The sequence below is a fragment of the Mucilaginibacter endophyticus genome (genome assembly GCF_003351025.1).
GTDB classification, from domain to species: Bacteria; Bacteroidota; Bacteroidia; order Sphingobacteriales; family Sphingobacteriaceae; genus Mucilaginibacter; species Mucilaginibacter endophyticus.
Map to the genome: position 1 here is coordinate 511,820 of NZ_QPCG01000001.1, position 26,504 is coordinate 538,323.

General features: G+C 43.6%; 24 protein-coding genes and 1 tRNA gene. 18 read left to right on the forward strand and 7 right to left on the reverse strand.

Annotated features, from left to right (window positions below; genetic code table 11):
* Nucleotides 1–44 precede the first annotated feature (44 nt).
* On the reverse strand, nucleotides 45–1,505 hold the full coding sequence (locus DUL71_RS02185) for a glycoside hydrolase family 30 protein (RefSeq protein ID WP_114936532.1): 1,461 nt from the start codon (nucleotides 1,503–1,505) through the stop codon (nucleotides 45–47).
* A 661-nt stretch (nucleotides 1,506–2,166) separates the two neighbouring features.
* Between DUL71_RS02185 and DUL71_RS02190 the strand changes: the two genes are divergently transcribed.
* Nucleotides 2,167–3,213, forward strand: coding sequence for a quinone-dependent dihydroorotate dehydrogenase (locus tag DUL71_RS02190; RefSeq protein WP_114936533.1), 1,047 nt, complete (start codon nucleotides 2,167–2,169; stop codon nucleotides 3,211–3,213).
* 347 nt (nucleotides 3,214–3,560) lie between these two features.
* Here DUL71_RS02190 and DUL71_RS02195 read toward each other — a convergent pair whose 3' ends face one another.
* The 3 genes from DUL71_RS02195 to DUL71_RS02205 form a co-directional block, all read right to left on the reverse strand.
* On the reverse strand, nucleotides 3,561–3,734 hold the full coding sequence (locus tag DUL71_RS02195; RefSeq protein ID WP_090527770.1) for a spore protein: 174 nt from the start codon (nucleotides 3,732–3,734) through the stop codon (nucleotides 3,561–3,563).
* A 31-nt stretch (nucleotides 3,735–3,765) separates the two neighbouring features.
* Nucleotides 3,766–3,836, reverse strand: a tRNA-Cys gene (locus DUL71_RS02200).
* Nucleotides 3,837–3,882: 46 nt separating this feature from the next.
* Nucleotides 3,883–4,632 carry a TrmH family RNA methyltransferase gene (locus DUL71_RS02205; protein WP_114936534.1) on the reverse strand — a complete coding sequence of 250 codons (750 nt, stop codon included), beginning with the start codon at nucleotides 4,630–4,632 and terminating at the stop codon, nucleotides 3,883–3,885.
* Between DUL71_RS02205 and tamL the strand changes: the two genes are divergently transcribed.
* Nucleotides 4,623–6,986, forward strand: coding sequence for a translocation and assembly module lipoprotein TamL (gene tamL, locus DUL71_RS02210; protein ID WP_154402293.1), 2,364 nt, complete (start codon nucleotides 4,623–4,625; stop codon nucleotides 6,984–6,986). The two genes, DUL71_RS02205 and tamL, sit on opposite strands and share 10 nt — an antisense overlap.
* Before the next feature lie 160 nt (nucleotides 6,987–7,146).
* Here the strand turns inward: tamL and DUL71_RS02215 are convergent, their stop codons facing one another.
* Nucleotides 7,147–7,680 (reverse strand): hypothetical protein, encoded by a 534-nt coding sequence (locus DUL71_RS02215; protein ID WP_114936536.1) that lies wholly within the window; start codon nucleotides 7,678–7,680, stop codon nucleotides 7,147–7,149.
* 65 nt (nucleotides 7,681–7,745) lie between these two features.
* Nucleotides 7,746–8,243 (reverse strand): TspO/MBR family protein, encoded by a 498-nt coding sequence (locus DUL71_RS02220; RefSeq protein WP_114936537.1) that lies wholly within the window; start codon nucleotides 8,241–8,243, stop codon nucleotides 7,746–7,748.
* A gap of 159 nt (nucleotides 8,244–8,402) precedes the next feature.
* Here DUL71_RS02220 and DUL71_RS02225 point away from each other — a divergent pair, with 159 nt between their 5' ends.
* The 16 genes from DUL71_RS02225 to DUL71_RS02300 all read left to right on the forward strand — a co-directional run bounded on the left by DUL71_RS02225 (nucleotide 8,403) and on the right by DUL71_RS02300 (nucleotide 25,880).
* Nucleotides 8,403–8,762 (forward strand): cupin domain-containing protein, encoded by a 360-nt coding sequence (locus DUL71_RS02225; RefSeq protein ID WP_114936538.1) that lies wholly within the window; start codon nucleotides 8,403–8,405, stop codon nucleotides 8,760–8,762.
* Nucleotides 8,763–8,975: 213 nt separating this feature from the next.
* Nucleotides 8,976–9,749 (forward strand): SGNH/GDSL hydrolase family protein, encoded by a 774-nt coding sequence (locus tag DUL71_RS02230; protein ID WP_114936539.1) that lies wholly within the window; start codon nucleotides 8,976–8,978, stop codon nucleotides 9,747–9,749.
* Nucleotides 9,750–9,929: 180 nt separating this feature from the next.
* Complete coding sequence (abc-f, locus tag DUL71_RS02235; RefSeq protein ID WP_114936540.1) at nucleotides 9,930–11,852, forward strand: ribosomal protection-like ABC-F family protein; 1,923 nt, start codon at nucleotides 9,930–9,932, stop codon at nucleotides 11,850–11,852.
* 115 nt (nucleotides 11,853–11,967) lie between these two features.
* The gene (locus DUL71_RS02240; RefSeq protein ID WP_114936541.1) at nucleotides 11,968–12,408 is read left to right on the forward strand and encodes a hypothetical protein; all 441 of its coding nucleotides are present in this window, start codon (nucleotides 11,968–11,970) and stop codon (nucleotides 12,406–12,408) included.
* Complete coding sequence (locus DUL71_RS02245; RefSeq protein ID WP_244228682.1) at nucleotides 12,405–13,667, forward strand: type IX secretion system plug protein; 1,263 nt, start codon at nucleotides 12,405–12,407, stop codon at nucleotides 13,665–13,667. The genes DUL71_RS02240 and DUL71_RS02245 overlap by 4 nt, the downstream gene beginning before the upstream one ends.
* Nucleotides 13,668–13,876: 209 nt before the next feature.
* Entirely contained in the window at nucleotides 13,877–14,428 is a 552-nt protein-coding gene (locus tag DUL71_RS02250) for an acyl-CoA thioesterase (RefSeq protein ID WP_114936542.1), read from the forward strand.
* Between the two features lie 55 nt (nucleotides 14,429–14,483).
* Nucleotides 14,484–14,684 carry a YqaE/Pmp3 family membrane protein gene (locus tag DUL71_RS02255; RefSeq protein WP_110586577.1) on the forward strand — a complete coding sequence of 67 codons (201 nt, stop codon included), beginning with the start codon at nucleotides 14,484–14,486 and terminating at the stop codon, nucleotides 14,682–14,684.
* 193 nt (nucleotides 14,685–14,877) lie between these two features.
* Nucleotides 14,878–16,224, forward strand: coding sequence for a sigma-54-dependent transcriptional regulator (locus DUL71_RS02260; RefSeq protein ID WP_112572310.1), 1,347 nt, complete (start codon nucleotides 14,878–14,880; stop codon nucleotides 16,222–16,224).
* Between the two features lie 485 nt (nucleotides 16,225–16,709).
* Nucleotides 16,710–16,787, forward strand: a complete 78-nt coding sequence (gene kdpF, locus DUL71_RS32750) for a K(+)-transporting ATPase subunit F (RefSeq protein WP_083879072.1) — start codon at nucleotides 16,710–16,712, stop codon at nucleotides 16,785–16,787.
* A 9-nt stretch (nucleotides 16,788–16,796) separates the two neighbouring features.
* Entirely contained in the window at nucleotides 16,797–18,512 is a 1,716-nt protein-coding gene (kdpA, locus tag DUL71_RS02270) for a potassium-transporting ATPase subunit KdpA (RefSeq protein WP_114936543.1), read from the forward strand.
* A 2-nt stretch (nucleotides 18,513–18,514) separates the two neighbouring features.
* On the forward strand, nucleotides 18,515–20,545 hold the full coding sequence (kdpB, locus tag DUL71_RS02275; protein WP_114936544.1) for a potassium-transporting ATPase subunit KdpB: 2,031 nt from the start codon (nucleotides 18,515–18,517) through the stop codon (nucleotides 20,543–20,545).
* A 109-nt stretch (nucleotides 20,546–20,654) separates the two neighbouring features.
* Nucleotides 20,655–21,221: a K(+)-transporting ATPase subunit C gene (locus DUL71_RS02280; protein ID WP_114936545.1), complete on the forward strand. Its 567-nt coding sequence runs from the start codon at nucleotides 20,655–20,657 to the stop codon at nucleotides 21,219–21,221.
* 310 nt (nucleotides 21,222–21,531) lie between these two features.
* Nucleotides 21,532–22,662: a sensor protein KdpD gene (locus DUL71_RS02285; protein ID WP_114936546.1), complete on the forward strand. Its 1,131-nt coding sequence runs from the start codon at nucleotides 21,532–21,534 to the stop codon at nucleotides 22,660–22,662.
* 2 nt (nucleotides 22,663–22,664) lie between these two features.
* Nucleotides 22,665–24,386, forward strand: a complete 1,722-nt coding sequence (locus tag DUL71_RS02290; protein ID WP_114936547.1) for an ATP-binding protein — start codon at nucleotides 22,665–22,667, stop codon at nucleotides 24,384–24,386.
* 162 nt (nucleotides 24,387–24,548) lie between these two features.
* On the forward strand, nucleotides 24,549–25,109 hold the full coding sequence (locus DUL71_RS02295) for an NUDIX domain-containing protein (protein ID WP_112575876.1): 561 nt from the start codon (nucleotides 24,549–24,551) through the stop codon (nucleotides 25,107–25,109).
* Nucleotides 25,110–25,148: 39 nt separating this feature from the next.
* A complete protein-coding gene (locus DUL71_RS02300; RefSeq protein WP_114936548.1) occupies nucleotides 25,149–25,880 on the forward strand; it encodes a lysophospholipid acyltransferase family protein in 732 nt (243 codons plus the stop codon).
* A 118-nt stretch (nucleotides 25,881–25,998) separates the two neighbouring features.
* On the opposite strand, the gene DUL71_RS02305 is transcribed toward DUL71_RS02300, so the two are convergent.
* On the reverse strand, nucleotides 25,999–26,394 hold the full coding sequence (locus DUL71_RS02305) for a (R)-mandelonitrile lyase (RefSeq protein WP_112575934.1): 396 nt from the start codon (nucleotides 26,392–26,394) through the stop codon (nucleotides 25,999–26,001).
* Nucleotides 26,395–26,504 lie beyond the last annotated feature (110 nt).

The window sequence follows — 26,504 nt, forward strand, 5'->3', positions numbered from 1 at the left end:
TACCAGAGATTTAGTTGATTGATTAACTAAGATCGTTATAAAGATTACTTCACAATAAGTGTAGCAATCGAATGTGGCAGGGCAGTAGTGCCGGCCGCTTTTCCTTTTATCCAAAGGCTGTAATCTATTTTTTCGTCGGTTTTGTTCATTACCACAACGGCAATTGAACCATCCGGGTTTTGATAAGCTGTTGTTAACAGTTTATCGCGGCTGGCTACAGCGCTGATGCGTTTAGCACCCGGATGAATGTATTTAGAGAAATGACCGATGTAGTAGTATGAGCTGGTATAGATCAGGCTTCCGTTACGCAGGTCGGCATGTACCGGTGCAAAGCAGAAGTTACCAACATGGTTTGGTCCGCCTTTTTCATCAAGCAACACGTTCCAGTCGGTCCATGCTACGGTACCGGCATTAAAGTCATTGATCATGGATAAACCATAGCGTTCACCAAGCGACCAGTCATTGATCTTATTAAAATCGAACTTTTCGATACAACCTTCAGTAAATACCAGGTTTTTGTTAGGGAACGCTTCGTGGGTACGGCGTGTTGCCTCAAAGTTTTGGCCAGCACCTGTCCATGTTTCATACCAGTGGAAACCGATACCCCAAATATATTTAGCAGCAGCAGGGTCTTCCAGGATGGTGCTGGCACGCTGATAAAGCAAATCGCGGTTGTGGTCCCAAACAATGAGTTTTTTGCTTGCCAGACCTTGTTTTTGTAGTGTTGGGCCTAAAAAGTTCTTTACAAAATCACGCTCTTCTTCGGCTGTGTACATACATGATTCCCAGGTTTGTTTAGCCATAGGCTCGTTTTGTACCGAAAGGCCCCAGATTGGGATGCCCTCTTTTTCGTAAGCTTTGATAAACTTTACATAAAAGTTGGCCCAGCTTTGGTCAAACTCTTTTTTAAGCTTACCGCCATGCAATACATCATTATTATCTTTCATGAATGCCGGAGGGCTCCATGGCGATACAAACATGGTAAGTTTACCACCAGCGGCAGCTGTAACTGCTTTAATAAATGGAATACGGTAGGTTTTATCATGGCTGATATCGAAGGTTTTTAGCTCCTTGTCGCCATCTTTTACGTAGCTATAGCTATCACTCGAAAAATCGCAGCTTTGAATATTGGTACGGGCGAAGGAATAGCCAATACCCCTGGCTTTATCGTAATAAGCAGTTAAAAATTCCTTTTGCTTATCCTTAGGTAGTTTGGCAAAAGTTTCGGCAGAAGCATCGGTAAGGGCGCCGCCGATACCAATCATGGTTTGGAATGTTTTGGCAGGGTCAATAAATACTGCTACCTCAGTTTCTGCTGGTTGCGGCTTGTCGGCAAATTTCAGCGTTTCGGTTTCTTTGAACTTGTACCCGGCATTTTGCTCAGATACGATCACTTTTACAGATTTACCTGCTGCCGAATACGGGGCTTTACCCTGGGCGCTGACAAAGCCAGCCTTTAATAATCCGCCCGCTATGAAACAGGCAATTAAATACTTTTTTTGCATGAGTTTAATTAAATAGGCTTGCCGGTTTGGTTACGAGCCTGGACTATGGCTAACCGGAGTTTTCAAATTTATTAAACTTAATCAGAAAAAAGCAAAATGCGAAATATAAATTATTGCGATTTACACCCGTTTTAATAAAAATGATACGCATCGATACCAAAGATTTTTTTATTTTAATTAATTGATTATTAGTGATTTATGTCGTATTAAAATGCTATTTTCTATTTGGTTTTGATGCGCTAAAATCCGTTAAAAATTGTGGTGTATTTTGTACACGGTTGTTAACTAAACTACATGATTTGAGAGGATACTACGCCTCGTGTCTTTTGAAGACTTACGAAGTTTCAAAAACTTCGTAAGTCTGTGATTGGTCGGCGCAAAGAAGCCTTTCTGCTGCAAGCCTTTTTGAGTACTTTTGTGGCCACAAAAGTACCTGGCCTCGCGCGGCCAGGAGCGCGATGACGTAAGTTCATTACAACAATAGTTGTTACCCGCCGCTGCGCTATTGCTTCATGCCTCGCAATGACGCGGCGGATATGTCATTTATCTTTCACAGATCTCTATTTTCTCCCACTCAAGATGACAAGCCCCGCGCACCTAGTGTCAATCGCCTCCACAGATCCCGTTTGTTCAACGCGTTGGAATGTGCTAACTTCGCGGCATGTATCAGTTGATAAAACCCATCCTGTTTAAGTTCGATCCCGAAAATGTGCATTACTTTGTTACCCGTAACCTCAAACGTTTTAACCGTTTCCCGGGTGGTACAGCATTAAGTAAGGCAATCTGGGATGTGAAAGATCCAAAGCTTGAACGTGAAGTTTTTGGTCTTAAATTCAGGAACCCTGTTGGTCTTGCCGCGGGTTTTGACAAAAATGCCGAAATGATGGGCGAGATGGCTAATATGGGTTTTGGCTTTGTTGAGATTGGGACCGTTACACCCTTGCCTCAACCGGGTAATGATAAACCGCGCATGTTTCGCCTGCCGGCAGATAGCGCGCTTGTTAACCGCATGGGTTTTAATAATTTTGGTGTGGATATCGCTGCCGAGCGCATTGCAGCCTTCAGACGCGATCCTAAAAACGCTAATAAAGGTTTAATCATCGGCGGAAACATCGGCAAGAACAAAGTTACCCCTAATGAGGAGGCTGTAAGCGATTATATTAAATGCTTCGACCGTTTGTTTGATGTGGTTGATTATTTTGTTGTGAACGTAAGCTCACCTAATACCCCTGGCCTGCGTGCCCTGCAGGAGAAAGGCCCGTTGATGGAAATTCTGAACACCTTGCAGCAACGCAATAATAAAAACGGTGTCAGCAGACCTATACTGCTAAAAATTGCCCCTGATTTAACCGACTCACAATTGGATGATATTGTTGATATCGTTCAGCAAACAGGTATAGCAGGCTTAATAGCCACTAATACTACTATCAGTCGGGAAAACCTATCATCGCCATCAAAACTAAAAGAAGAAATGGGTGGGTTAAGCGGCAAACCACTTACCAAACGCTCAACAGAAGTTATTGCTTATCTGCATGAAAAATCAAAAGGTTCATTCCCTATTATAGGAGTAGGAGGGATTCATTCGGCTGAAGATGCTATTGATAAACTAAATGCTGGTGCGTCATTAGTGCAGCTTTATACGGGCTTTATTTATGAGGGACCGGGATTGATTGGCAGGATTAATAAAAAGCTTCTGAACCGGGATTAAACGGATTTTCTTTTTGATCCCCGTGCCCCGCGGATATTCTGTGTTTTCAACTCCTGTCATCGATGTATTCCAACACTTGTCTACTGGCGACCGTGAGGACACGGTTGCGGGAAAATGAACATCTGTTAACTCTCCCCGTTTCCGTGTCCCCACGGAAACGCTACTGTCTTTTTGTTATTGAACAGTATTTAACATGAGCCTATGAGGACACAAGCTCGGAGAGACGAGAGCATTACGCCCATCCTTAAATCCTAAAAATCATGGTTTAGATTCAGGCATAAAAAAAAGTCCCGCCGGATACCGGCAGGACTTTAAGTCTTTTTTCTTCTAAAGAAGAAGGAGATAAATTATTTACCTAATGCGATATCTAAAGCTGCATTGTTTTTAGCTATCTGGCTGTGTTTTGACTCAGCAGAACGGCTTCCGTATTCCAGGTTAGTAGCCAGTTTAAGGAACTGAACTTCTAAACGTGAAAAAGTTTTATTTCTCCTGTCTTTTCTTTTTAAACGAGTAACGCCCATTGTCTTGTATTTTAAATATTTTTTAACCCTGAGGTCGGAAGCGGATTCGAACCGCTGTAAAAGGTTTTGCAGACCTCTGCCTAGCCACTCGGCCATCCGACCCTTTTTTAAGGACTGCAAAGATAGTAATTATTTTTAGCGAACAAATTTATTTGAACGAATTTCGCTTAATTTCTGAACAAAGTATGGCCGTGGCAATGGCAACATTCAATGATTCGGCCTGTCCTACGCGCGGAATAGTTACTTTTTTATTGATTAAGTCCTGTATTTCAGGGCGTAAGCCATTACCTTCGTTTCCCATGGCCAATAAACCCTCCGTTCCGAAATTTGTAGTATAAATATTTTCACCATCCAGCATTGCGCCAAATAAAGGGAGTTTTATCTGGGGGAGGATGGTTAACAGATCGCCGTAGTGTACGTTTACTCTTGCTAAGGACCCCATGGTTGCCTGTACCACTTTCGGGTTGTAAACGTCAACAGTGTCTTCAGAGCAAATGATATCGGCAATGCCAAACCAGTCGGCCGTGCGGATAATGGTACCCATGTTGCCGGGATCCTGCACACCATCAAGCACCAGCGAAAACTTGTTTTTCAGGAGGTTATAATTTAATGCGGGCCATTTTGGTATTTTAACCAAACCAATTACCTCTTGCGGGGTTTTCAAACTGCTGATCTTTTCCAGGTCGGCCGATGAAATTTCCTGAAAATTTATTTTTCGGGATAAATTCAGCATTTTTGGAGCAGTTTCGGCGGTATGGTATATAGTATCAACCTGGTATGCGGCATTTACAAACTCGATAACCGATTTGTAGCCTTCAACCAAAAACAAGCCATGCTCTTTACGGAATTTTTTATGTTGTAAGGACTTTAATAAACTGATCTGTGATTTTGAAAGCATATACTAAACCTGCTGTTTACCGCCTTACAATATTAAGTATTTTGCTGGTTATTATCGGTTCGGGCTGCAGTATTACCCGTGGCATCCGTAAAGACCAGGCGCTGGTGCGCAAAATTACCATTAAAGGAATCGACGAAGAATTTTCTGAAGCTGCTATAAATTATGTAGATAAGGAGCAGCAACCCAACAACTGGCTCAATTTACAGCTCTACTATACTTTCAGTAAAAAAGGTAAAAAAAATATTGGTGAAGCCCCGGTGGTTGTGGATAGCAACCTGATTGAGTACTCGCGCCTGCAGATGGAAAAGTTTATCCGCAGCCGTGGTTATCTTAAAGGCAGGGTTACCGATAGCGTTGTGATCAAAAAGCAAAAGGCCGAATTAGTTTTTACTGCCGATGAAGGCCCTATGTTCCGCATCCGTAAGTTTACCGATAGTATCGGCGATAACAATATCAAAAACCTATACAACGCCAACCGCAATAAAATTACGCATATACAACCCGGCGGGCGCTTTGATACCGATAGCTTAGCTTACGACCGGGATCAGCTTTATCTGTTGATGAAGCATAACGGCTACTATGATTTTTACCGCCAGTATATCAATTTTACTTACGATTCAACCTTTAACAGCAGTGTTGTTGATGTAAAAATGATCATTGATAATCCGGCAGGGAAAACCCAGCACCCGGTTTATACCATCAACAATACATTGATCACGATATCAAACAGCCAGGGCCGTACCCTTGGTAAAGTTGATACCATACAGGTCGACTCGCAATTCAGGTTTGTTGATTACTCAAAAAGGTTTAAGCCAAGAGTAGTAACCGATTATGTTTTCCAGAAAAAGGGCGAGATCTATGATATTGATAAGCAAACACGCACCACCACGCGCTTATCAGAGTTAAACGTTTTCAGAAATGTGCCCAACCCGGTTTACGAAAAGCTGAAAGATAGCTCCAATAAGCTCGATACCCGGATAGATATAGTGCCCCTGAAACGCATGAGCGACCGTGTGGAAGGAGAGGTGCTGTTTAGTGGGGGGCGTTTTGGTTATAACGTAGGTAATACTTTTACCGACAGGAACTTATTTAAACAGGCTGCTATTTTGCAGTTAAAAGTGAACTGGAGTATCCTTTTTGATAATGGAAATACAGTAGGTAACGATCATAGCAGTATCCAAAACCAGGAGTTCAGGGCTGGTGCGCAGCTTACTTATCCCCGCCTTTTGTTGCCGTTTAAATTTCCTTTCCTCGGTAAATTCGCAGTTCCGCATACTACATTCTCGTCAAACTACTCACTGTTCTTTCAAAAAGACCTGGTTAAGCGCGAAAGTTTTATCAATTCCATCACTTACGACTTTTTTGATACGCCATATAAATCACATACTATTACGCCCATCAGTATTGAATTTTCCAGAGGTATAATTGATCCGGCAGCACGTGATACCTTACTTAAGCAAAATAGGTACTCGTACGTTTATCTTATCGGGCGTACCGTTTTTACGGCGGGAAGCCAATACACTTACCAGGTTAATGCCATAAAGCTTAACAGCTACGAAAACTTTACCTATTTCCGCGGTAGTTTAGATCTTGGCGGCAACTTTCTTAATCTCATCAGTAACATTACAAACGCCCCTAAAGATACTTTAGGGCAACATAAACTTTTTGGCTATACCTTTGCTCAATACACCAAGGTTGAACTGGATACCCGTTTTTACCGCAGCTTAGGCGGCGAAAGGCAGTTTGTGTTCCGTATTAACCCAGGTATTGGTATTCCTTACGGTAATAGTAATCAGCTTATTTTTGAGAAGAACTTCTATACCGGTGGTGCCAATGATATCAGGGCCTGGTTGCCGCGCACCCTTGGACCGGGGCAATTTAACCGGGGAACCTATTATGGTGCGGATAATACCACAAGGGCCCGCTTAAAATATCTTGATGAGTTTGGTGAAATTAAATTTGTAGCCAATGCCGAATACCGCTATAAGCTTGCCGATAACTTTTTTGGAGCGAAGCTTAAAGGCGCATTTTTTGTTGACGCAGGTAACGTATGGCGCTTACATGATGAGCCGGATAACCCGAATGGTCAGTTCAAGTTCAGTAATTTTTTAAGCTCAACAGCAATGGGCATAGGTACCGGTCTCCGGTTTGATTTAAGCTTCTTTGTTTTCAGGCTGGATGCCGCCTTTAAATTTAAAGACCCTCAATTTAATGGCAGCGACCAATGGGTATTGGTTAACCATGCAGGCGAATTATTCAGCAAAGGCTCATTCAAAAAAGCTTACGAAGCAGCCAACGGAGGCGAAAGCTACAACTTTATGCAGCTTAACTTTGGTATAGGATTGCCATTTTAGTTAGGTTAAGCTGAAAGGTAAAAGGAAAAAGGTATTGAAAATCAGATGATAAGCCTCGTTTGAATAATTCGTAAAGCCACTGCAATCTTTTGCTACTTGATTTGCAAAGCTGCAGCTACCTTTTGCCTTTCACCTTTATCCTTTTACCACCTCTCCGAGTCTAAAACATATTCTTCAATCCGTCAATAATACTTTCGAAAAAGGTTGGAATGCTTAAGCCGTTGTGATAGTTGAAGTATAAGAAAATACAGAAGATCACTACCGCGATAATAATGAAGCGCTTAAACATATAGGCCAGCAACACCAGCAAAAGCGGGACAGCCACCAACAGTACCCAACTGATATGGAAAGGACTTAGTTTACTATCGTGTTTATAGATGTAATACAATATGGCATGTGTTCCGCTATCGTTCATATGCTTGGCATACAAAAAGCTTGAACGATCGAGCTTGTGACGATAGAAAGCTGTGCCTTTGTCAAACTTCAGTTCTTCGGTAAAGCCGTTCATGACAAAGGTGAAAACGCCGTTTACATTTTCCTGTATCACGCCTGCTGTATCGGTGGCTACCACGGCAACCTCGTCAACAGCGAAGGGGTTTTCTTTAACTACAAAGTTGTTAATGGCGGTTTTATCGGCAAATGCAAAGCTGTGTGCAGCGGTAATAAGACAAAAAATAAGTAAGAGTTTTTTCATGGTTGATAGAAAGCTTCTTTATCGATGCTGTAATTATCTGCAATAAAAATAGTGTTTTTTATGAGCTATCGGTTAAGGAAATAAATACTCACGTTAAGCACGCTGGCAAAACTCACCCATAACAAATAGGGGACAAGCAGCCATGCGGCAGTCCGGCTAAACTTGTTAAACCAGTTTGTATTGATCATAATGCTGATCCACAGTAAAATGATTACGATCATGGCAGCGGCTATCTGGTGCATGCCGAAGAATATGATTGACCATGAAAAGTTTAAAGTAAGCTGAATAGAGTATACCGAGCGGGCTATGATATAAGCGGGCTTGCGGCTGCGTTGTTTCCAAACCAGGTAAGCCGAGGTTGCTATCATGATATAAATTACCGTCCAAACCGGCGCGAATAGCCAGGATGGGGGATTAAACGGAGGCTTTTTGAGGGTATTGTACCAACCCGCAATTTCGGGCCGGGTTACCAGTGAGGCCACAAATCCGATAGCCAAAACAATCAGCAGACTGATAAGGTACGGCAAAAATTGAAAACGTTTGGTAGATACAGCTACTGGCATAATGTTTTATTGAACCGTTAAAAGGGCCGGAAGTTTCATCGCAAGACCATAATTTTTAAAACTAAACAAAATGAACATTTTGTGTTGATATGATAACCGTTTTGCAATAATTACACAGCAAATAGGTGGTATTAACAGTTAAATGTTAGTTTAGCCACCATGATAAAAGCCTACAGGTTATATACCGGCGAAGACGGTCATTCGCACATAGAAAAAGGTATGGTTGAATTAGGTCCGCTGAATGAAGCTTTGGCCATCAGGTTCCAGGAGTCGGAACCGTATGCGTTTTATGATTATCACAATGCCCCTACGCATCAATATGTGATTTCTATTACAGGAATACTTGAATTTGAAACGTATCCAGGCGAAAAGTTTATACTTAAGCCCGGCGAGATCCTGGTAGCGCAGGATACTACAGGTACCGCCCATAAATGGAAATTAATTGATGATGCCCCCTGGAAACGGGTTTATGTTAGCTATGATCCAGAAAAACCTATAAATTTTGTGGCTGATAAATAAAAGAATAACTACCGCGGGTTTAGCGAAGCGTAACCCGTGGTTGAGTATAGCCGAAGCTTTCAGCTTCGCCCTTTCTGTCCCGTCAGGGTCTCTCGCAGAGGACCCTGAGGCCTTAAGTAATATTCCTTTTACAAATCCTGATACTAAACCGAACAAAGTTTCCATAGTTGCGGCAAATCAGTAAATTCGGCAAATACCTTTTATAATCCACAAATGAAAAATACCGTACAAAACTATCGCCGCAATTTTTTAAAGACAGCCGCTTTGGGTACTATCGCCTCTATGGGCATTCCTTCCATTGTGTCGTCGGCATTGGCTGCCGAAAAACCGGCAAAAAAATTAACCTTTAACCAGGGCGACGTAGTACTTTTTCAGGGCGATTCCATCACCGACTGGGGCCGCGATCATAACAAAACCGAACCCAATACTACCAGCGCTTTAGGCTCCGGCTATGCGTTGCTTACAGCTTCGCAATTGTTGCTAAAACACGCTGATAAAGGTTTAAAAATCTACAATAAAGGTATCAGCGGTAACAAGGTATATCAACTGGCCGAGCGCTGGGATACTGATTGTTTAGCCCTGAAACCCAATGTGCTGAGCATCCATATTGGCGTTAACGATTTTTGGCATACGCTTACCGGCGGCTACACCGGCACAATTGATACTTATATCACCGATTATAAAAAACTGCTTACCCGCACCAAACAAGCCTTGCCGGATATTAAACTGGTGATCTGCGAGCCTTTCGCCGAAAAAAATGTAAAGGCTGTTGATGATAAATGGTACCCAACGTTTGATTTGTTCCGCAAAGCGGCCAAAGATATAGCTGCCGAGTTTGACTCGGTATTTGTGCCTTATCAATCAGCATTTGACAAAGCCGAGCAAACCGCCCCGGCCACCTACTGGAACCTTGATGGCGTACACCCCAGTGTAGCCGGCGAAGCCCTCATGGCCCAAACATGGCTGAAAGCCGTAGGAACTGTTTAAAGGTAAAAGGCTAAAGATTGTTTTAAGGTAAAAGGATAAAGGTAAAAGGCAAAAGGTAGCTACAGCTTTGCAAGTGGCTAACCTGCATTTTACCTTTCGCCTTTTACCTTTATCCTTTCACCTTCCCCAAAAGACCTTTCGCCTTTAACCTTACAACAAAAACCGTATCTTTGCGCGTAAATGATTGCTATAAATAACCTTACGTTCGAGATTGGTGCGCGGGCCCTATATGATGAAGCCAACTGGCATATTAAACCCGGTGAAAAAATTGGTTTAATCGGTGCCAACGGTACTGGTAAAACCACCCTTTTAAAAATTATTGTAGGCGATTACAAGCCTACCTCCGGAACTGTTTCAATGGCTAAGGACCTTACCATGGGGTACCTTAACCAGGATTTGCTTTCTTATTCATCTGATAAAAATATTGTACATGTGGCCATGGAAGCCTTTGAGCGCCAGAACCAGCTGCACGATGAGATCGAAAACCTGCTTAAAAAGCTGGAAACGGATTATAGCGAAGAACTATTAAATAAACTAAGCGACAAACAACACGAGTTTGAGTTGCTTGACGGCTACAATATCGAATACAAAGCTCACGAAATTTTGGCGGGCTTAGGTTTCAGCGATGAGGATTGCAAGCGTAAGTTGAGCACTTTTTCGGGTGGTTGGCGTATGCGTGTAATGCTGGCCAAGATACTTTTGCAGGCACCGGATATCCTGTTGCTGGATGAGCCTACCAACCACCTCGACTTACCGTCTATCCAATGGCTGGAAGATTACCTGAAAGCTTTTACAGGTGCTATCATTATCGTATCGCACGATAGGTGGTTCCTGGATAAGGTTATTAACCGCACCGTTGAATCGCGTAAAGGTAAACTAACCGTTTACGCGGGCAACTATACTTTCTATCTCGAAGAAAAAGCATTGCGCGAAGAAATTCAGCGTGGTGAGTTTAAAAACCAGCAATCAAAAATTAAACAGGAAGAGCGTTTGATCGAGCGTTTCCGTGCCAAAGCCTCAAAAGCTAAAATGGCGCAGTCCCGCATCAAAATGCTGGATAAAATGGAGCGTATTGATGATGTGGATGATGATAACCCATCGGTTAACTTCGCTTTCCGTTTCTCCAAGCAATCGGGCAGGCACGTGGTAACCTTAGAGGATATCGTTAAAAAATATCCTGCTATTGATATTTTAAATGGCGGCGAGGCTGTAATTGAAAAAGGTGATAAAATCGCCCTGATCGGTGCAAACGGTAAAGGTAAATCAACCTTACTGCGTATCATCGCCTCGGCCGATAAGGATTATACAGGTACCATGACTACAGGCCATAACGTAACCACTACGTTTTTTGCCCAGCACCAGTTGGAGTCATTACACCTCGAAAACCAGATTCTTCAGGAGCTGCAGGCATTCGCTCCAAAACATACCGATACCGAGTTGCGTACCATTTTAGGTTCGTTCCTGTTTACCGGCGATGATGTGTTCAAGAAGATCAAGGTATTATCGGGTGGCGAAAAATCGCGCGTGGCTTTAGCTAAGGCGCTTACTGCAGATGCTAACTTCCTGGTACTGGATGAGCCTACCAACCACCTGGATATGCAATCGGTAAATATCCTGATCCAGGCGCTTGACCAATATGAAGGTACTTTCATTGTGGTATCGCACGACAGGTATTTCCTTGATAACGTAGCCAACAAGATTTGGTTTATTGAAGATCAGAAGATCAAGATCTATCCGGGTACTTATGCCGAGTTTGACGAATGGAACGCCAAACGCAAACTGGAACCCAAAGCTGCCGCACCCGCACCTCAGCCTAAAAAGGAAGAGAAAAAGCCTGAGCCTGTTAAACAGCCACAAGGCGAAAGCAAGCACCAGCAGCTTAAAAAACTGAACCAGGACCTGGTCAAAATGGAAGAACAGATTGCTAACCTCGAAAAAGAGGTAAAGCAGTTTGAAACCCAACTGGCCGACGAGAAAATATATAGCGATAACGCCAAACTAAAACAAACCAACGCCGCCTACGCCGCTAAACAAGCCGAACTGAAACAAATTCAGGAAAAGTGGGAAGCACTGGCCGAGCAGATTTTGGAGTTGGAATCGTAATACCCCTCCCAACCCTCCCCAAAAGGAGAGGGCTTTAAAAGGATTATAGAACTAAAGCCGTTATTGCATTGCAATAGCGGCTTTTTTATATTCGTTTATAAAACCTAATTAGTAAATGATCAAACAATATCGTGGGCTTGCCATAGCCGTGTTAATCTCCAGTTCTCTTATTTTGATTGGTGCAGGACATGGTGTTGGACCCTTGGTAATGTTTCAGCTAATGTTGCCTTTTGCAAATGAAGGTGGTTACAAGTTGTCGTTCAGCCTGTCAAATAGCTATGAGAATTCAATTGCAGCATCAGCGCTGATGCTTTTTATTGGACAGCTTTTGCTTTTTATAGCAACACATAAAGAGCATATAATTACCCGGCTTATAGCGCTTTTTATTATGTGGATAGGACTGTTTTTTCTCACTCATGATATTTTCAATGGCGATAGCCTTGCTGAGTTTACCTTTGGATCAGCAATTCCATTCCTTATTTTATCAATTGCATTGTTTAGTTTTGATGTTAAACAGTATTGGCAACGCGATAAAATAGATATAGAACACGAATGAAATTGACAAAGATATTTTTAGGTATGGTGATTTTTACCATGCTTGTGCAAAAAACCTTCGCGCAATCCTCTTATAATAACAACGTTTACTCACCGGCCATAAAGAGCGTTGAGTTTTATAATACCGCTAAGCAGGGCTCTTTCCCGGTAATCAATTTAGGATCGGACGAAAAAGTACTGCTGACTTTTGATGACCTGCGCGGTGGTAGCCGTAATTACTATTATACCATTGAGCATTGTGATGCCAACTGGAACTCATCAAATCTTTCATCTGCCGAATATCTGCAAAGCTTTAACGACGATAGGTTGTACAATTACAACTATTCCACCGGTACCATGCAGAAGTATACGCACTACGAAATCTCGCTTCCCAACAATAATATCGCCCCTAAAATATCGGGTAATTATGTGCTGAAGGTGTATGAAGATGGCGATCAAAACAAAATGGTGCTTACCCGCAGGTTATATGTGTTGGGCAAACGGGTATCGATAGCTGCCGACCTGGTACCTTCGGCCAATAATGTAACCCGGCAAACTAATCAGAAGATCAATTTTACGGTTGATTACTCCGGACTTGTGGTACAAAACCCTGCTTATGCCCTGCGTACCTTTATTATGCAAAATGCCCGTACAGAAACGGCGATGCTTAACGGGCAGCCTACGTATATCCGCGGCACGCAGTTGATTTATAATGATGTAGCTATTAATGATTTTCCGGGCCGAAACGAGTTTAGGCTGTTTGATATGCGTACATTAAAGCTTAACTCGCAAAGGGTGGCCAAAATTTATAAAGACTCAACAAACGTAGTTGTGCTGCTTGGCGACCCCGTTCGCGATCAGCCTAATTATGTTTTTCAGTACGATAACGACGGTAAATTTTACATACTGAATAACGATGGCACAACCCCGGCCACCGACGCTGATTACGCGCATGTATACTTCACGCTATCAACCAACAAGGATGCCAAAGACGGTGCTCCTTATGTAGTAGGGCAGTTTAATAACTATCGCCTTGAAGAAAGTAATAAACTGCACCCACTTGATAATGGAAGGTACACCGTAAACATGCTGTTAAAACAAGGCGTGTACGACTATGAATATGTTTGGCTGGATGCCAAAACGGGCAAAGCCGACGATGTACCATTTGAGGGCAGTCACTTTGAAACCGAGAACGAGTACCAGATGCTAACCTACTATCGTCCGCCAGGCGCAAGATGGGATGAACTGGTAGGTTTCAGGGAGTTGATGACCAAGAGGTAGAGCCCGACCTAAACCCAATTAATAATTTTTGTCATTTCGATAGAGCAGAGGGTTGGAATGTGCGATGGGGCGAAAGATAAATCTTATACGCCTTGCAAAGCAATATAGCACTCGTAAAAGCTTGTCGTATAAGATTTCTCGCTCGTTCCTCGCATCGAAATGACACTTTTTACAGCCAGGTTCCTATCTTTACCCCAAATCTAACTGACATGACCACAAAAACGCCGCAGGACTCATACACCATCATGAACGAGTTGGTATTGCCCAACGATACCAATACATTGAATAACCTGATGGGCGGTCGCCTGTTGCATTGGATGGATATTGCTGCTGCCATTTGCGCGCAGAAACATTGCAACCGTATCGTGGTAACCGCTTCAGTAGATAATGTATCATTTAAAGCCCCCATCAAGCTGGGCGATGTGGTAAGCATTGAGGCTAAGGTTACGCGGGCGTTCACTACCTCGGTAGAGGTAAGGATGGACGTGTGGGCCCAAAATATACCATCGGGTACCAAAGTAAAAAGCAATGAGGCTTATTACACTTTTGTCGCCTTAGATAAAGACGGGCAGAAAACAGCCGTAGCGGAGTTATTGCCCGAAACCGAAAAAGAACAGGCATTATTTGAAGGTGCGCTTCGCCGCCGCCAGTTAAGGTTGATACTGGGCGGTAAAATGAACCCTAACGATGCCACCGAATTAAAAGCACTGTTTTACGGCGATCAGCTGCCGCCTAACCTGGGCGAAGAAATTAAACAGTAACAAAACTTGCTATTGATGATCTAACAAATAAATAACAATAAGATTATTTGTAGCCATGAGATATTTTCTGTGTTTTTTACTGCCACCTGTCGCCATCCTTACCACAGGCAGGATTGGTGCCTTTATACTCAATATATTTTTAACCCTGTTTTTCTGGATTCCGGGCGTAATTCATGCCATATTGGTAACCAGCGATTACTATGATGCCAAACGCCACAGGCAACTAATGCGGGCGACGAGAAGGGCGAGGTGGTGACCGCCGATTTATTTGATTCCGTTGATTTCGCTGATTATCTGAACCCGTATTTGAGTGGACTTTCCAGATGAATATGATCTGAATTTTAGGTCAACTTAAAAAATCAATGTAATCAACGTAATCATTCCATCAACGGTTTATATTTGCGACTGTTTCATCAACGCCATCAGCGTAATCAAAAAAGAAATCAACGGTGCAAAAAGGTAAGCTATTAATTATCGACGACGAGGAACGCCTGCGCAACTTGCTGGCGCGCATTTTACAGTTGGAAGGCCATGAGGTTATTACTGCCGGCACTGCCAAGGAAGGCTTGAAAAAGCTGCAGCATGAAAGCATCCAGGTAGTTTTGAGCGATGTTAAGCTGCCCGATATTGATGGTATCACCCTTTCTGAAACCATCAAGAAAAATTACCCGACTACTGAAATAATTGTCCTTACAGCATATGGTACCATTAATGATGGCGTAAAAGCCATTAAGGCTGGGGCGTTTGATTATATCACCAAGGGGGATGATAATGAAAAGATCATTCCGCTGGTAAGCAAAGCCATGGATAAAGCCCTGCTGCAACAGCAGGTAATGGACTTGCAAAGTAAGCTGAACGACAGGTTTGGTTTCGACAGGTTGATCGGAAAATCTAATGCCATTACCGATGTTATTAAGCTGGCCCAAAAGGTTGCCCTTACGGATACAACAGTTTTATTATTAGGTGAAACCGGAACTGGTAAAGAGATCTTCGCCGAAGCTATTCACCAGGCCAGCAACCGCAGCGCCAAATCATTTGTAGCGGTAAATTGCAGCGCCTTCACTAAGGAATTACTGGAAAGCGAATTGTTTGGCCATAAAGCAGGCTCATTCACCGGGGCTGTAAAAGATAAAAAAGGACTTTTTGAGGAGGCTAACAGCGGTACCATATTTTTAGATGAGATAGGTGAGCTTGACCATGACCTGCAGGCCAAATTGCTCCGTGTGCTCGAGTCACAGCAGTTTATTAAAATAGGGGATACCAAGCCTACGCAGGTTAATGTACGTATCCTTGCGGCCACTAACCGCAATTTGCTGAATGAGATCAATGACGGCCACTTCAGGTCGGATTTATATTACCGTCTTTCAGTTTTCCAGATCACGCTGCCTGCCCTGCGCGAGCGTAAAAAAGATATCAAACTACTGGCCGAGTTCTTTATGCAGCACTTCGCCCTTAAAGTAAAAAAGCAGGTAAACACGCTAAGCGACGAGTTTGTTGAAAAACTGGAAGCCTATCCATGGCCCGGCAACATCCGCGAACTAAAAAATATTGTAGAGCGTGCGGTGATCCTGACCGATAGCAATGTACTTGATGAAAGTCTGCTGCCTTACGAAGTTCAGCAGCAACAGGTAAAAAGTGGTGCCCCAATTTCGGCATTTGACCTTTCTTCTGTAGAGAAACTACATATTCAACGGGTGTTAAATCATACCCACGGTAACCGCGCCGAAGCTGCGCACCTGCTGAATATCGGTGTAGCTACACTGTACAGGAAGTTGAAGGAATATAATTTGGAATGATTTCGGATTTCGGAATTTTGATTTCGGATTTTTAATTTTTTTTCCACTCCCGCTGACGCTCGGCTCCAGCCGAGTGTCGACTATCAAGCGGCCTCTGGCCGCCGGAATACGCAGGCTTTCTCCATCATGTCATTGCGAGCGAAGCGTGGCAATCGCACGAAAGCATAGCAGCCCTGTAGAGCTACGAGATTGCTTCGTCGTTCCTCCTCTCAATGACATAAAACGCAATCCCACTTTGATAATCAACTATCAAAATGATAGTTTAATTCCCTTTAAATAAATAATATTACATTTTTGAATCTATATAAATAATTAATAATCAATTATTTATATAGAATTTAATTTTCTTGGCATCCGCTTGGCAAAGCCCTTTGCAAAACACATAAAAATGGATGCTTTACTCACAATCGCTTACCTGGCCACATTTGTAGTGGTATTCTGGATCTTCTTTAAATCTGTAACATACTTCGAAAAAATCTAAAGTCATGGCCGCATTATTCATCGTAGCAATAGCCGTGTTCATTTACATGGTATACGTACTTCTCAAACCCGAAAAATTTTAAAATTAAACTATGAACACTGAACTAACGGGTGTAATTTTCACCTACCTGCTCACCTTAGCTATCGCCATTCCCCTTGGCCGCTACATAGCTAAGGTATTTAAGGGCGAAAAAACCTGGCTTGATTTTCTTGCCCCGCTTGATCGTTTTATTTTCCGCTTCAGCGGTATCGACACCAAACGCGAAATGAACTGGAAACAGCACCTGCTGGCCCTGCTTACCATTAATAGCGTTTGGTTAATATATGCTTTTGTTTGCTTAATGGCTCAGGGCCATTTGCCGCTTAACCCCGATGCAAACCCAGGACAGTCGGCAGATACAGCTTTTAATACCGCCATCAGCTTTTTAGTGAACTGTAACCTGCAGCACTACTCGGGCGAAAGCGGTGCTACCTACTTTACCCAACACTTTGTATTCATGTTCCTGCACTTTGTATCGGCTGCCACAGGTATTGCCGCGCTGGTGGTGGCGTTCAGGGCCATGAAAGATAAGGTTACCGATAAGCTGGGCAACTTTTGGGAGTACTTTGTAAAATCAATCACCCGTGTGTTATTGCCAATTTCATTTGTAATAGCCGTGATCTTTGCTTTCAATGGTATCACTACCAGCTATGCAGGTAAAGACACCTTTATCAGTATGCAGGGTGATACCGTTCACGTTTCCCGCGGACCGGTTGCTCCATTGGTTGCTATTAAACACTTGGGTACTAACGGCGGTGGCTGGTTTGGCGCAAACTCTGCCCACCCAATCGAAAACCCGAACTATTTAACCAATACTGTAGAGTTGGTAGCGCAATGTATTATTCCTATCGCTTTGGTATTCGCGTTGGGTTTCTATCTCAACAAAAAGAAATTCTCCTACGTAATCTTCGGTGTGATGACGCTGGGAATGCTCATGCTACTGATCCCAACCATGAATGCCGAGCTGCATGGAAATCCGGCTATCGCTAAAATGGGCATCAGCCAGCCTACGGGTGCTATGGAAGGTAAGGAAGTAAGGTTTGGCCCAGCCAATTCAGCTTACTGGAGCATCATGACCACCATTATTTCTACCGGTTCTGTAAACTCTATGCATGACAGCGCTATGCCGGTTTCAGGCACCATGATGATGCTGGGCATGATGATCAACTGTTTTTACGGTGGTTGCGGTGTAGGTTTCCTTAACTTCTACATCTTCATTATTGTAGCGGTATTTATTTCCGGGTTGATGGTTGGTCGTACACCAGAGTTTTTAGGCCGAAAGATTGAGGCACGGGAAATGAAGATAGCTTCACTGATAGCTTTGCTTCACCCCTTCATTATCCTGGTAGGTTTGGCCATTTCATCATACGTTGCGGTTAACGTGGCAGGTGCCGATTGGGTTGTTAAACCTTCGGCGTGGTTAAATAACCCAGGCACACATGGTTTCTCCGAAATGCTGTACGAATACACTTCATCAGCAGCCAACAACGGTTCAGGTTTTGAAGGACTGGGCGATGGCAATATTTTCTGGAACTACACTACCGGTATCGTGATGATCCTGGGCCGGTTCTTGCCGATAATTGGTCCGCTGGCTATTGCCGGTTTGTTAGCCAACAAAAAATATATCCCTGAATCAGCCGGTACCCTAAAGAGCGATACCTCAACCTTTGGGTTGATGATCTTCGCGGTGATTGTGATCATTGCAGCGCTGTCATTCTTCCCGTCACTGGCTTTAGGTCCTATTGCTGAACATTTTTCATTAAAATAATCATGAACTCAACTCAAAATACATTGTTCCAGGGCGATCAGATGAGGGATGCTTTAAAACAGTCCTTCATTAAACTAAACCCACGCGTCCTGTTCCGTAACCCGGTGATGTTCACCGTAGAGATTGGTACGGTTGTAATGCTTATTGTAAGCCTGTTTTCGCTTACTAATAAAGGCCAGGGTAGCTTTGGTTACAACTTTACCGTGTTTATCATATTATTACTAACTGTATTGTTTGCCAACTTTGCCGAGGCCATTGCCGAAGCACGTGGTAAGGCACAGGCTGAAAGTTTGCGCAAAACCCGGGAAGAAACACCCGCCCGTTTACTGGTTAACGGTAAAGAAGAGAGGGTGATGTCATCACAGCTTAAAAAAGGCGACGTATTTATTTGCGAAACCGGTGATAACATTCCTACCGATGGCGAGATCATTGAAGGTATCGCTACTATCGACGAATCGGCCATCACAGGCGAATCTGCCCCGGTGATCCGCGAGGCAGGTGGCGATAAATCATCAGTTACAGGTGGTACCAAGGTATTATCCGACAGGATAAAAGTGATGGTAACTACCCAGCCAGGCGAAAGCTTTCTGGATAAAATGATCGCGCTGGTAGAAGGTGCTTCCCGTCAAAAAACCCCTAACGAGATTGCCCTGACCATTCTGCTGGCAGGTTTTACATTAATCTTCGTGATTGTATGTGTTACCCTGAAGCCTTTCGGCGATTACTCTAACACGCCCATCACTATAGCCGCCTTTATATCGTTGTTTGTCTGTTTAATCCCTACCACTATCGGTGGCCTTTTATCGGCCATCGGTATTGCCGGGATGGACAGGGCTTTACGCGCCAACGTGATCACCAAAAGCGGTAAAGCTGTTGAAACCGCGGGCGACTTAGATACTTTGCTACTGGATAAAACCGGTACCATCACTATAGGTAACCGTAAGGCCACCAATTTTTGGCCTGCAAGCGGTGTGGACGAACAGGAATTTGTAATGGCCTGCGTATTGAGTTCTTTAGCTGACGAAACCCCCGAAGGAAAATCGATAGTGGAACTTGCTGAAACAGGCGCCCATAAATTGAAAATTCATGCCCCTGCCGATTCGGTGTTCATCAAGTTTACTGCCGAAACCCGTTCAAGCGGTTTGGATACTCCGGATGGTTTGCGGATCCGTAAAGGTGCTTTCGACTCTATTCGTAACATGGCCCTGAAAGCCGGCAACCCATTTCCTGCCGATGTAGAAGAACAAGTAAAAAAGATCTCATCAAACGGTGGTACCCCATTGGTGGTTGCTAAAAACGAAAAGATCATGGGCGTTATCGAACTGCAGGATATCATCAAAACCGGCATTGCCGAACGTTTTGAGCGCTTGCGTAAAATGGGTGTTAAAACGGTGATGGTGACTGGCGATAATCCGCTTACCGCCAAGTTTATTGCCGAAAAGGCCGGTGTAGATGATTTTATTGCCGAAGCTAAGCCGGAAGATAAAATGAACTACATTAAAAAAGAACAGCAGGGCGGTAAATTGGTAGCCATGATGGGCGACGGTACAAACGATGCCCCCGCGCTGGCCCAGGCTGATGTTGGCGTAGCCATGAACAGCGGTACACAAGCCGCCAAAGAAGCCGGTAACATGGTTGACCTTGATAACGACCCCACCAAGCTGATTGAGATTGTGGAGATAGGTAAACAGTTATTAATGACCCGTGGTACGCTCACCACATTCAGCATCGCTAATGACGTGGCCAAATACTTCGCCATTGTACCGGCCTTGTTCATGGTATCTATGCCGGCATTAAAGGCGCTGAATATTATGGATCTGCATAGTCCACAGTCGGCCATTCTTTCGGCGGTAATATTTAACGCCATCATTATTCCGTTGCTGATACCGTTGGCTTTGCGTGGTGTTGAATACAAGCCGATAGGTGCAAGTGCGTTGTTACGCCGTAACCTGCTTATTTATGGCTTAGGCGGTATAATTATACCTTTTATAGGTATTAAATTAATTGATTTAGCTGTTTCATTGTTCATATAAAAAAATGAGCCGGGGACGTGGGGTATGGCTTTAAGGCGACAGATAAGCTTTAACTACCATCCGTCACAAACCCCACGTTCCCAAACTCATCTCTAAAAAATTAAATAAAATGAAAACATATTTGTTGCCATCCATCAAGCTAACTTTAATACTCATTGTATTAACAGCGGGCATATACCCTTTAGCTATAGCCGGTATAGGTAAATTTACTCCAGGCAAAGGCGATGGTGAAACCGTTACTTATAAAGGCCGTGTAGTTGGTTATGCCAACATTGGTCAAAAATTTACTAAAGACGAATACTTCTGGGGCCGTCCATCAGCGGTTGACTATAATGCTGCCGGCTCAGGAGGTTCAAACAAGGGGCCTTCAAACCCTGATTACCTGAAACAGGTTGAAGGTCGTATCGACGATTTTATGAAGCATAACCCTGGCGTAACCCGCTCACAGATCCCTGCCGAACTGGTTACTGCATCGGGCAGTGGTCTGGATCCCGATCTTTCTCCTGCAGGTGCAAAAGTGCAAGTAGCACGTGTAGCTAAAGTTCGCGGACTTTCTGTAGATGCTGTAAACAAACTGGTTGATGAACAAACTGAAGGCCCGTGGTTAGGCCTGTTTGGCCCTGCTAAAGTGAATGTATTGAAGCTGAATGTGGCGCTGGATGGTTTGAAGAAATAGAAATATAAACTATGTCATTGCGAGGAGGAACGACGAAGCAATCGCACAGAAGCAAAGCCACTCTGTATAGCATGCGGTTGCTTCGTGCCTCGCAATGACATGGTTTGATGATTATCAACAACGAATCTAAAAGCAAAAGCGCCGGGACTGTGCGATTCCCCTCTTGAAAGGGGGAGGAGGGGTGTGTTATTCGTCACGCGATGAAACACACCCCTGCAACCGCACCATTCCAGTGCTCCCCCTCTCAAGAGGGGAATTGAAAAATAAAATTGATAAATTTAAAAGTCTCCCCTTTTAAAGGGATTGCCTTATGAGCGAAGAAACCAAAGAGCAGTCGGTTGAGCATTTCCTGGAGCTGATTAAAAAATCGCGCCGGGGAAAGTTTAAGGTATACATTGGCATGAGCGCGGGTGTGGGTAAAACCTACCGAATGCTGCAGGAGGCCCAGACCCTGCTGCGCAACGGTATCGACGTGAAAATTGGCTACATCGAAACCCATAACCGGAAAGAAACCCATGCCCTGCTGGAAGGCTTGCCTGTTATACCCCGCCGTAAGTTGTTTTACAAAGGGAAGGAGTTGGAGGAAATGGATTTAAAAGCCGTTATCAGCTTACGGCCCGAGGTGGTTATAGTTGATGAATTGGCCCATACCAATATTGAAGGCAGCAGTAATGAAAAACGCTGGCAGGATGTGATGGAGATCCTGAACGCCGGTATCAACGTGATCAGCGCGGTAAACATCCAGCATATGGAAAGCCTTAATGAAGAGGTGCAGCGGATAACCGGAGCTACCATCAATGAGCGGGTACCGGATAAAGTGCTGCAACTGGCCGATGAGGTGGTAAACATCGATTTGACGGCCGATGAACTGATTGAGCGCCTGAAAGAAGGCAAGATCTATGATGAAAAAAAAATCCCTACCGCGCTGAGTAACTTTTTCCAGGCGGAGCGGATATTGCAATTACGTGAGCTGGCCCTGCGCGAGGTGGCTCACCAGGTTGAGCGGAAGATTGACATTGAAGTGCCTAAAACCATTAAGTTGCGGCCGGAACTATTTTTAGCCTGTATCAGCACCAATGATGAGTCGGCTAAGGTCATTATCCGTAAAACGGCAAGGTTGTCGTCATATTATCGCTCAAAATGGTACTTGCTGTATGTGCAAACCTCGCGCGAGAGCAGCGATAAGATTAACTTAGCCGCGCAAAGGCACCTTATCAATAATATGAAGCTGGCCACGCAGCTGGGCGGCGAGGTGCTGAAAGTAAAAGACGATAATGTGGCCCGCACCATTTGGGAAACGGCCGAAAAATATGATATCACCACGATTTGCATCGGCAAGCCGCGGTTTAAATTTTACCAGCTTATTATGAAAACAGCCGTGTTTACACAGCTACTAAATAAAATGTCCAAAACTGATATTGACCTTGTAATACTCTCATAGCCATGACAATTAAAAATAAACTCCGGGCAGGGATAGGCTTCCTGTTTACATTGGCATTAATTTGCTGCGGAATGTCGATATATTTCCTTAACCAGCTCTCTTCAGACGCGGGCGCGATATTGAAAGATAACTACAAAAGTGTGCAGTATGCTCAAAATGTACTAACAGCTTTGGATTTACATAGCGGTAATTTTACTCTGCAACAAGTAAAAACTATTGATCAGAATATGATCATGCAGCAACGTAATGTTACCGAAGTTGGTGAGCAGCAACTTACCGATTCGGCAAGCACCGTTTATGAAAGGCTTAAGCATTCCGATAATATAGAAACCGTACAAAACCAGCTGAGAAGCAAGCTACATCAATATTTGTATGGCATCATGAAGCTTAACATGGATGCTATATCCAGGAAGAATGATGTGGCTAATGCCACTTCAAAACGAGGATCTTTACTGGTAGCATTTTTGGGTGCTTTCTTGTTTCTGGTAGCCTTTAGCTTCGCGGTTAATTTCCCGGGTTACATTGCTAATCCTATCAAGGAGCTTACAGTAAGGATAAAAGAGGTATCAAATAAAAATTATCATCAGCAGATCCACTTTGAATCTAACGACGAATTTGGGGAACTGGGAGAGGCTTTTAATAACATGACCCGTAAGCTTGACGAATTTGAGAACAGTAACCTGGCCAGTATCCTGTTTGAGAAAAGGAGGATTGAAACCATCATTAACTCTATGCAGGATGCTATCATTGGTTTGGATGAGAAACAGGTGATCATATTTGCCAACCAGGTGGCCTGTAACCTGATTGGTATGAAAGCCAGTCAACTTAATGGTGAATATGCACCTGACATTGCTTTAGAGAACGACCTGATGCGGAAACTGCTGGTGAACGATCAGGCCAAGCTGCGCATCTTTGCCGATAATCATGAGGGTTTCTACTCACGCGAGTCATTATCGGTAAGCAGTAAGGATAAAGTAATAGGGAAGGTGATCATCCTGAAAAATATTACCGAATATCAGCAACTGGATGAGGCTAAAACCAATTTTATTGCAACCATATCGCACGAATTAAAAACGCCGATATCATCTATAAAAATGAGCCTAAAACTACTGGAAGATGAACGCATTGGCGAGGTAAACTCCGAACAGCGCCAGTTGATCAGCAATATTGATGATGATACCCGCCGCTTGCTGCTCATTACGGGTGAACTGTTGGATATGGCCCAGGTTGAAACCGGAAAGCTGCAACTCAACTTCGGCAGTACGCACCCGCAAAATATTGTGGATTACGCTGTGAAAGCCATTAAGTTTATTGCAGATCAGAAGCATGTTGAGATTAAAGTGAAATGTGATGAAAGTTTGCCCAAAGTGCATGCCGATCTGGATAAAACTACCTGGGTGCTCATTAACCTGCTCTCAAACGCCATAAAATACAGTCATGAAAAATCGACTGTAGAATTGGTGGTTAAAAAGCATAAAAACGATGAAATAGAGTTTTCAGTAACAGACCACGGCAAAGGTATTGAAGATCAATATCTGCCCCGGTTGTTCGAGCGCTATTTTAAAGTGCCTAACACCACATCTGAGCAGGGCGGAACAGGTTTAGGCCTTGCCATTGCCAAAGATTTTATTGAGGCCCAGGCCGGCAAGATCAGTGTAGATAGCGAAATAGGATCGGGCAGTACATTTTATTTTACATTGAAGAGAGCGATAGCTGCAGCTTGATTTGTATCCGGTCGTGGGGACACGATCTTGGGGTGAGTGTATTCACAACCGCTGTCCCTTATTTAATTTAATTTTTCCCGGTGGTTGTGTCCTCACAACCGCCTTTTTTATTAAAATTCAATTTTATTCCTTCCATCAAGCCTAATCCATTATTTTTAGGCCATGCATCACCCTGAAGATAATCCCTGGAAAATAACCTCCGAACAAAATATTTATGATAATCCCTGGATCAATGTTACCGAATACCAGGTTATTAATCCCGCCGGTAATCCCGGTATTTATGGCAAGGTTCATTATAAAAATTTAGCTATAGGCGTTTTACCTTTAGATGAAGAGCTGAACACTTACCTTGTGGGGCAGTACCGTTTTCCGTTAAACCAGTATAGCTGGGAAATGCCGGAAGGTGGTGGTCCGGAAGGTACTGATCCACTTGAATCGGCCAAACGAGAATTGCTGGAAGAAACAGGTTTAAAAGCATCCCAATGGACAGAGATTCAACGCCTGCACCTCAGCAATTCGGTAAGTGACGAGTTGAGTATATTATACCTGGCACGTGGTCTTGAACAATTTGAGGCCGAACCCGAGGAAACCGAGCAGCTTATCATAAAAAAAGTACCCTTTGCCGATATGTACCGCATGGTTTGTGATGGCGAAATTACCGATGCCATGACGGTTGCAGCGGTGCTCAAAGTACAGCTGCTCCTCACAGAAAACCGTTTGTAAATTACCGCTTTGTTTAAAAAAATATAACTTTGCCCACTGATGAAAAAGTTATTAGGCTTTATTTTAACACCGCTAACCGCCATTGCATTTTCCCTGTGTTTAGTTATATTTCATCCTTTACAGTGGATCAGTTTCCGTGTGTTTGGCTACACCGCACATAAAAAGGTTGTTGATATACTAAACCTGTTCCTGTTAAGGACCTTTTATTTACTCGGCGATACCGTAGCTTTTATCAATGAGCAAAATTTGCCGGTAGGGCGCCCGATCATATTTCTGGCCAACCACCAGAGTTTGCTTGATATTCCCCCGCTTATCTATTATCTGCGTAAATATCACGCCAAATTTATTTCTAAGATTGAGCTTACTAAAAATATCCCCTCTATCAGCTATAACCTGAAACATGGTGGAGGCGCTAACATTGACAGGAAAGACCAGCGGCAAGCTATGACCGAATTAATGAAGTTGGGCGCAAGGATGAAGGAAAATAATTGGTCGGCAGTGATATTTCCTGAGGGTACCCGTTCAAAAGACGGTACGGTTAAAACATTTCACTCGGCAGGTATTGCCGCTATCCTAAAAAAATGTCCCGACGCCTTGCTTGTTCCAATTGCAATAAATAATGCCTGGAAGGTTATGAAGTACGGCTACTTTCCTCTTAATACTTTTACCGCAGTAACCTGGACGGTGTTGGAGCCCATTGAACCCGGCAAAACTCCAGTAGCTGAACTGGTACTTGAGGCTGAGAATCGGATTAAAACTGCGTTAGCTTGATTTAAATAAAAACCATGTCATTGTGGCAATCGCACAGAGCGGTCGCGCCTCCGTGCGATTGCTTCGTGCCTCGCAATGACATGTTGGTTATGGGTTTAATATCAATAGCTTGTTAAAACTAACCCTTGTAGCTTTCCTCGCTCACTTGCTCCATCCAGTCAACCGGCGAACCGTTTAATTTTTCCTGTATAGCTATGTGGCTCATGGCAGTGGTATCGGTGGCGCCGTGCCAATGCTTTTCGTTCGGCAGGAAATAAACTACATCTCCCTGGTAAATATTTTGTTTAGCATCGCCTTCGCGCTGTACCCATCCTGCACCGGCAGTAACAATTAATGTTTGCCCAAATGGGTGAGTATGCCAGGCCGTACGGGCACCCGGTTCAAAGGTAACCAAAGCCATAGCCACGCGTGAAGGTTCTGGCGGGCTCATCAGCGGATCGATACGTACTGAACCGGTAAAATATTCGGCCGGGCCTTTGCCTGATGCCTGCGAGCCGTTTCGTTTAATTTCCATAGTGTTGTTTTATAGTTGTTGTTAAACAGATCAAAATTACAGCTTATGATTTTGTTTGCCGGGCTAAACAGTGATAATGGTAAATAAAACAGTAATTGGTATAATATAGT

What these genes read in the sequence shown, in the direction of transcription:
- DUL71_RS02280 (WP_114936545.1), top strand. Translation starts at nt 20,655, where the DNA reads ATGAAAACATATTTGTTGCCATCCATCAAGCTAACTTTAATACTCATT.
- DUL71_RS02285 (WP_114936546.1), top strand. Translation starts at nt 21,532, where the DNA reads ATGAGCGAAGAAACCAAAGAGCAGTCGGTTGAGCATTTCCTGGAGCTG.
- DUL71_RS02205 (WP_114936534.1), bottom strand. Translation starts at nt 4,632, where the DNA reads ATGCTTTCAAAATCACAGATCAGTTTATTAAAGTCCTTACAACATAAA.
- DUL71_RS02300 (WP_114936548.1), top strand. Translation starts at nt 25,149, where the DNA reads ATGAAAAAGTTATTAGGCTTTATTTTAACACCGCTAACCGCCATTGCA.
- DUL71_RS02290 (WP_114936547.1), top strand. Translation starts at nt 22,665, where the DNA reads ATGACAATTAAAAATAAACTCCGGGCAGGGATAGGCTTCCTGTTTACA.
- DUL71_RS02185 (WP_114936532.1), bottom strand. Translation starts at nt 1,505, where the DNA reads ATGCAAAAAAAGTATTTAATTGCCTGTTTCATAGCGGGCGGATTATTA.
- DUL71_RS02250 (WP_114936542.1), top strand. Translation starts at nt 13,877, where the DNA reads ATGACCACAAAAACGCCGCAGGACTCATACACCATCATGAACGAGTTG.
- DUL71_RS02240 (WP_114936541.1), top strand. Translation starts at nt 11,968, where the DNA reads ATGATCAAACAATATCGTGGGCTTGCCATAGCCGTGTTAATCTCCAGT.
- kdpB (WP_114936544.1), top strand. Translation starts at nt 18,515, where the DNA reads ATGAACTCAACTCAAAATACATTGTTCCAGGGCGATCAGATGAGGGAT.
- DUL71_RS02230 (WP_114936539.1), top strand. Translation starts at nt 8,976, where the DNA reads ATGAAAAATACCGTACAAAACTATCGCCGCAATTTTTTAAAGACAGCC.
- DUL71_RS02305 (WP_112575934.1), bottom strand. Translation starts at nt 26,394, where the DNA reads ATGGAAATTAAACGAAACGGCTCGCAGGCATCAGGCAAAGGCCCGGCC.
- DUL71_RS02295 (WP_112575876.1), top strand. Translation starts at nt 24,549, where the DNA reads ATGCATCACCCTGAAGATAATCCCTGGAAAATAACCTCCGAACAAAAT.
- DUL71_RS02195 (WP_090527770.1), bottom strand. Translation starts at nt 3,734, where the DNA reads ATGGGCGTTACTCGTTTAAAAAGAAAAGACAGGAGAAATAAAACTTTT.
- DUL71_RS02215 (WP_114936536.1), bottom strand. Translation starts at nt 7,680, where the DNA reads ATGAAAAAACTCTTACTTATTTTTTGTCTTATTACCGCTGCACACAGC.
- DUL71_RS02225 (WP_114936538.1), top strand. Translation starts at nt 8,403, where the DNA reads ATGATAAAAGCCTACAGGTTATATACCGGCGAAGACGGTCATTCGCAC.
- DUL71_RS02245 (WP_244228682.1), top strand. Translation starts at nt 12,405, where the DNA reads ATGAAATTGACAAAGATATTTTTAGGTATGGTGATTTTTACCATGCTT.
- DUL71_RS02220 (WP_114936537.1), bottom strand. Translation starts at nt 8,243, where the DNA reads ATGCCAGTAGCTGTATCTACCAAACGTTTTCAATTTTTGCCGTACCTT.
- kdpA (WP_114936543.1), top strand. Translation starts at nt 16,797, where the DNA reads ATGAACACTGAACTAACGGGTGTAATTTTCACCTACCTGCTCACCTTA.
- abc-f (WP_114936540.1), top strand. Translation starts at nt 9,930, where the DNA reads ATGATTGCTATAAATAACCTTACGTTCGAGATTGGTGCGCGGGCCCTA.
- DUL71_RS02190 (WP_114936533.1), top strand. Translation starts at nt 2,167, where the DNA reads ATGTATCAGTTGATAAAACCCATCCTGTTTAAGTTCGATCCCGAAAAT.
- kdpF (WP_083879072.1), top strand. Translation starts at nt 16,710, where the DNA reads ATGGCCGCATTATTCATCGTAGCAATAGCCGTGTTCATTTACATGGTA.
- DUL71_RS02255 (WP_110586577.1), top strand. Translation starts at nt 14,484, where the DNA reads ATGAGATATTTTCTGTGTTTTTTACTGCCACCTGTCGCCATCCTTACC.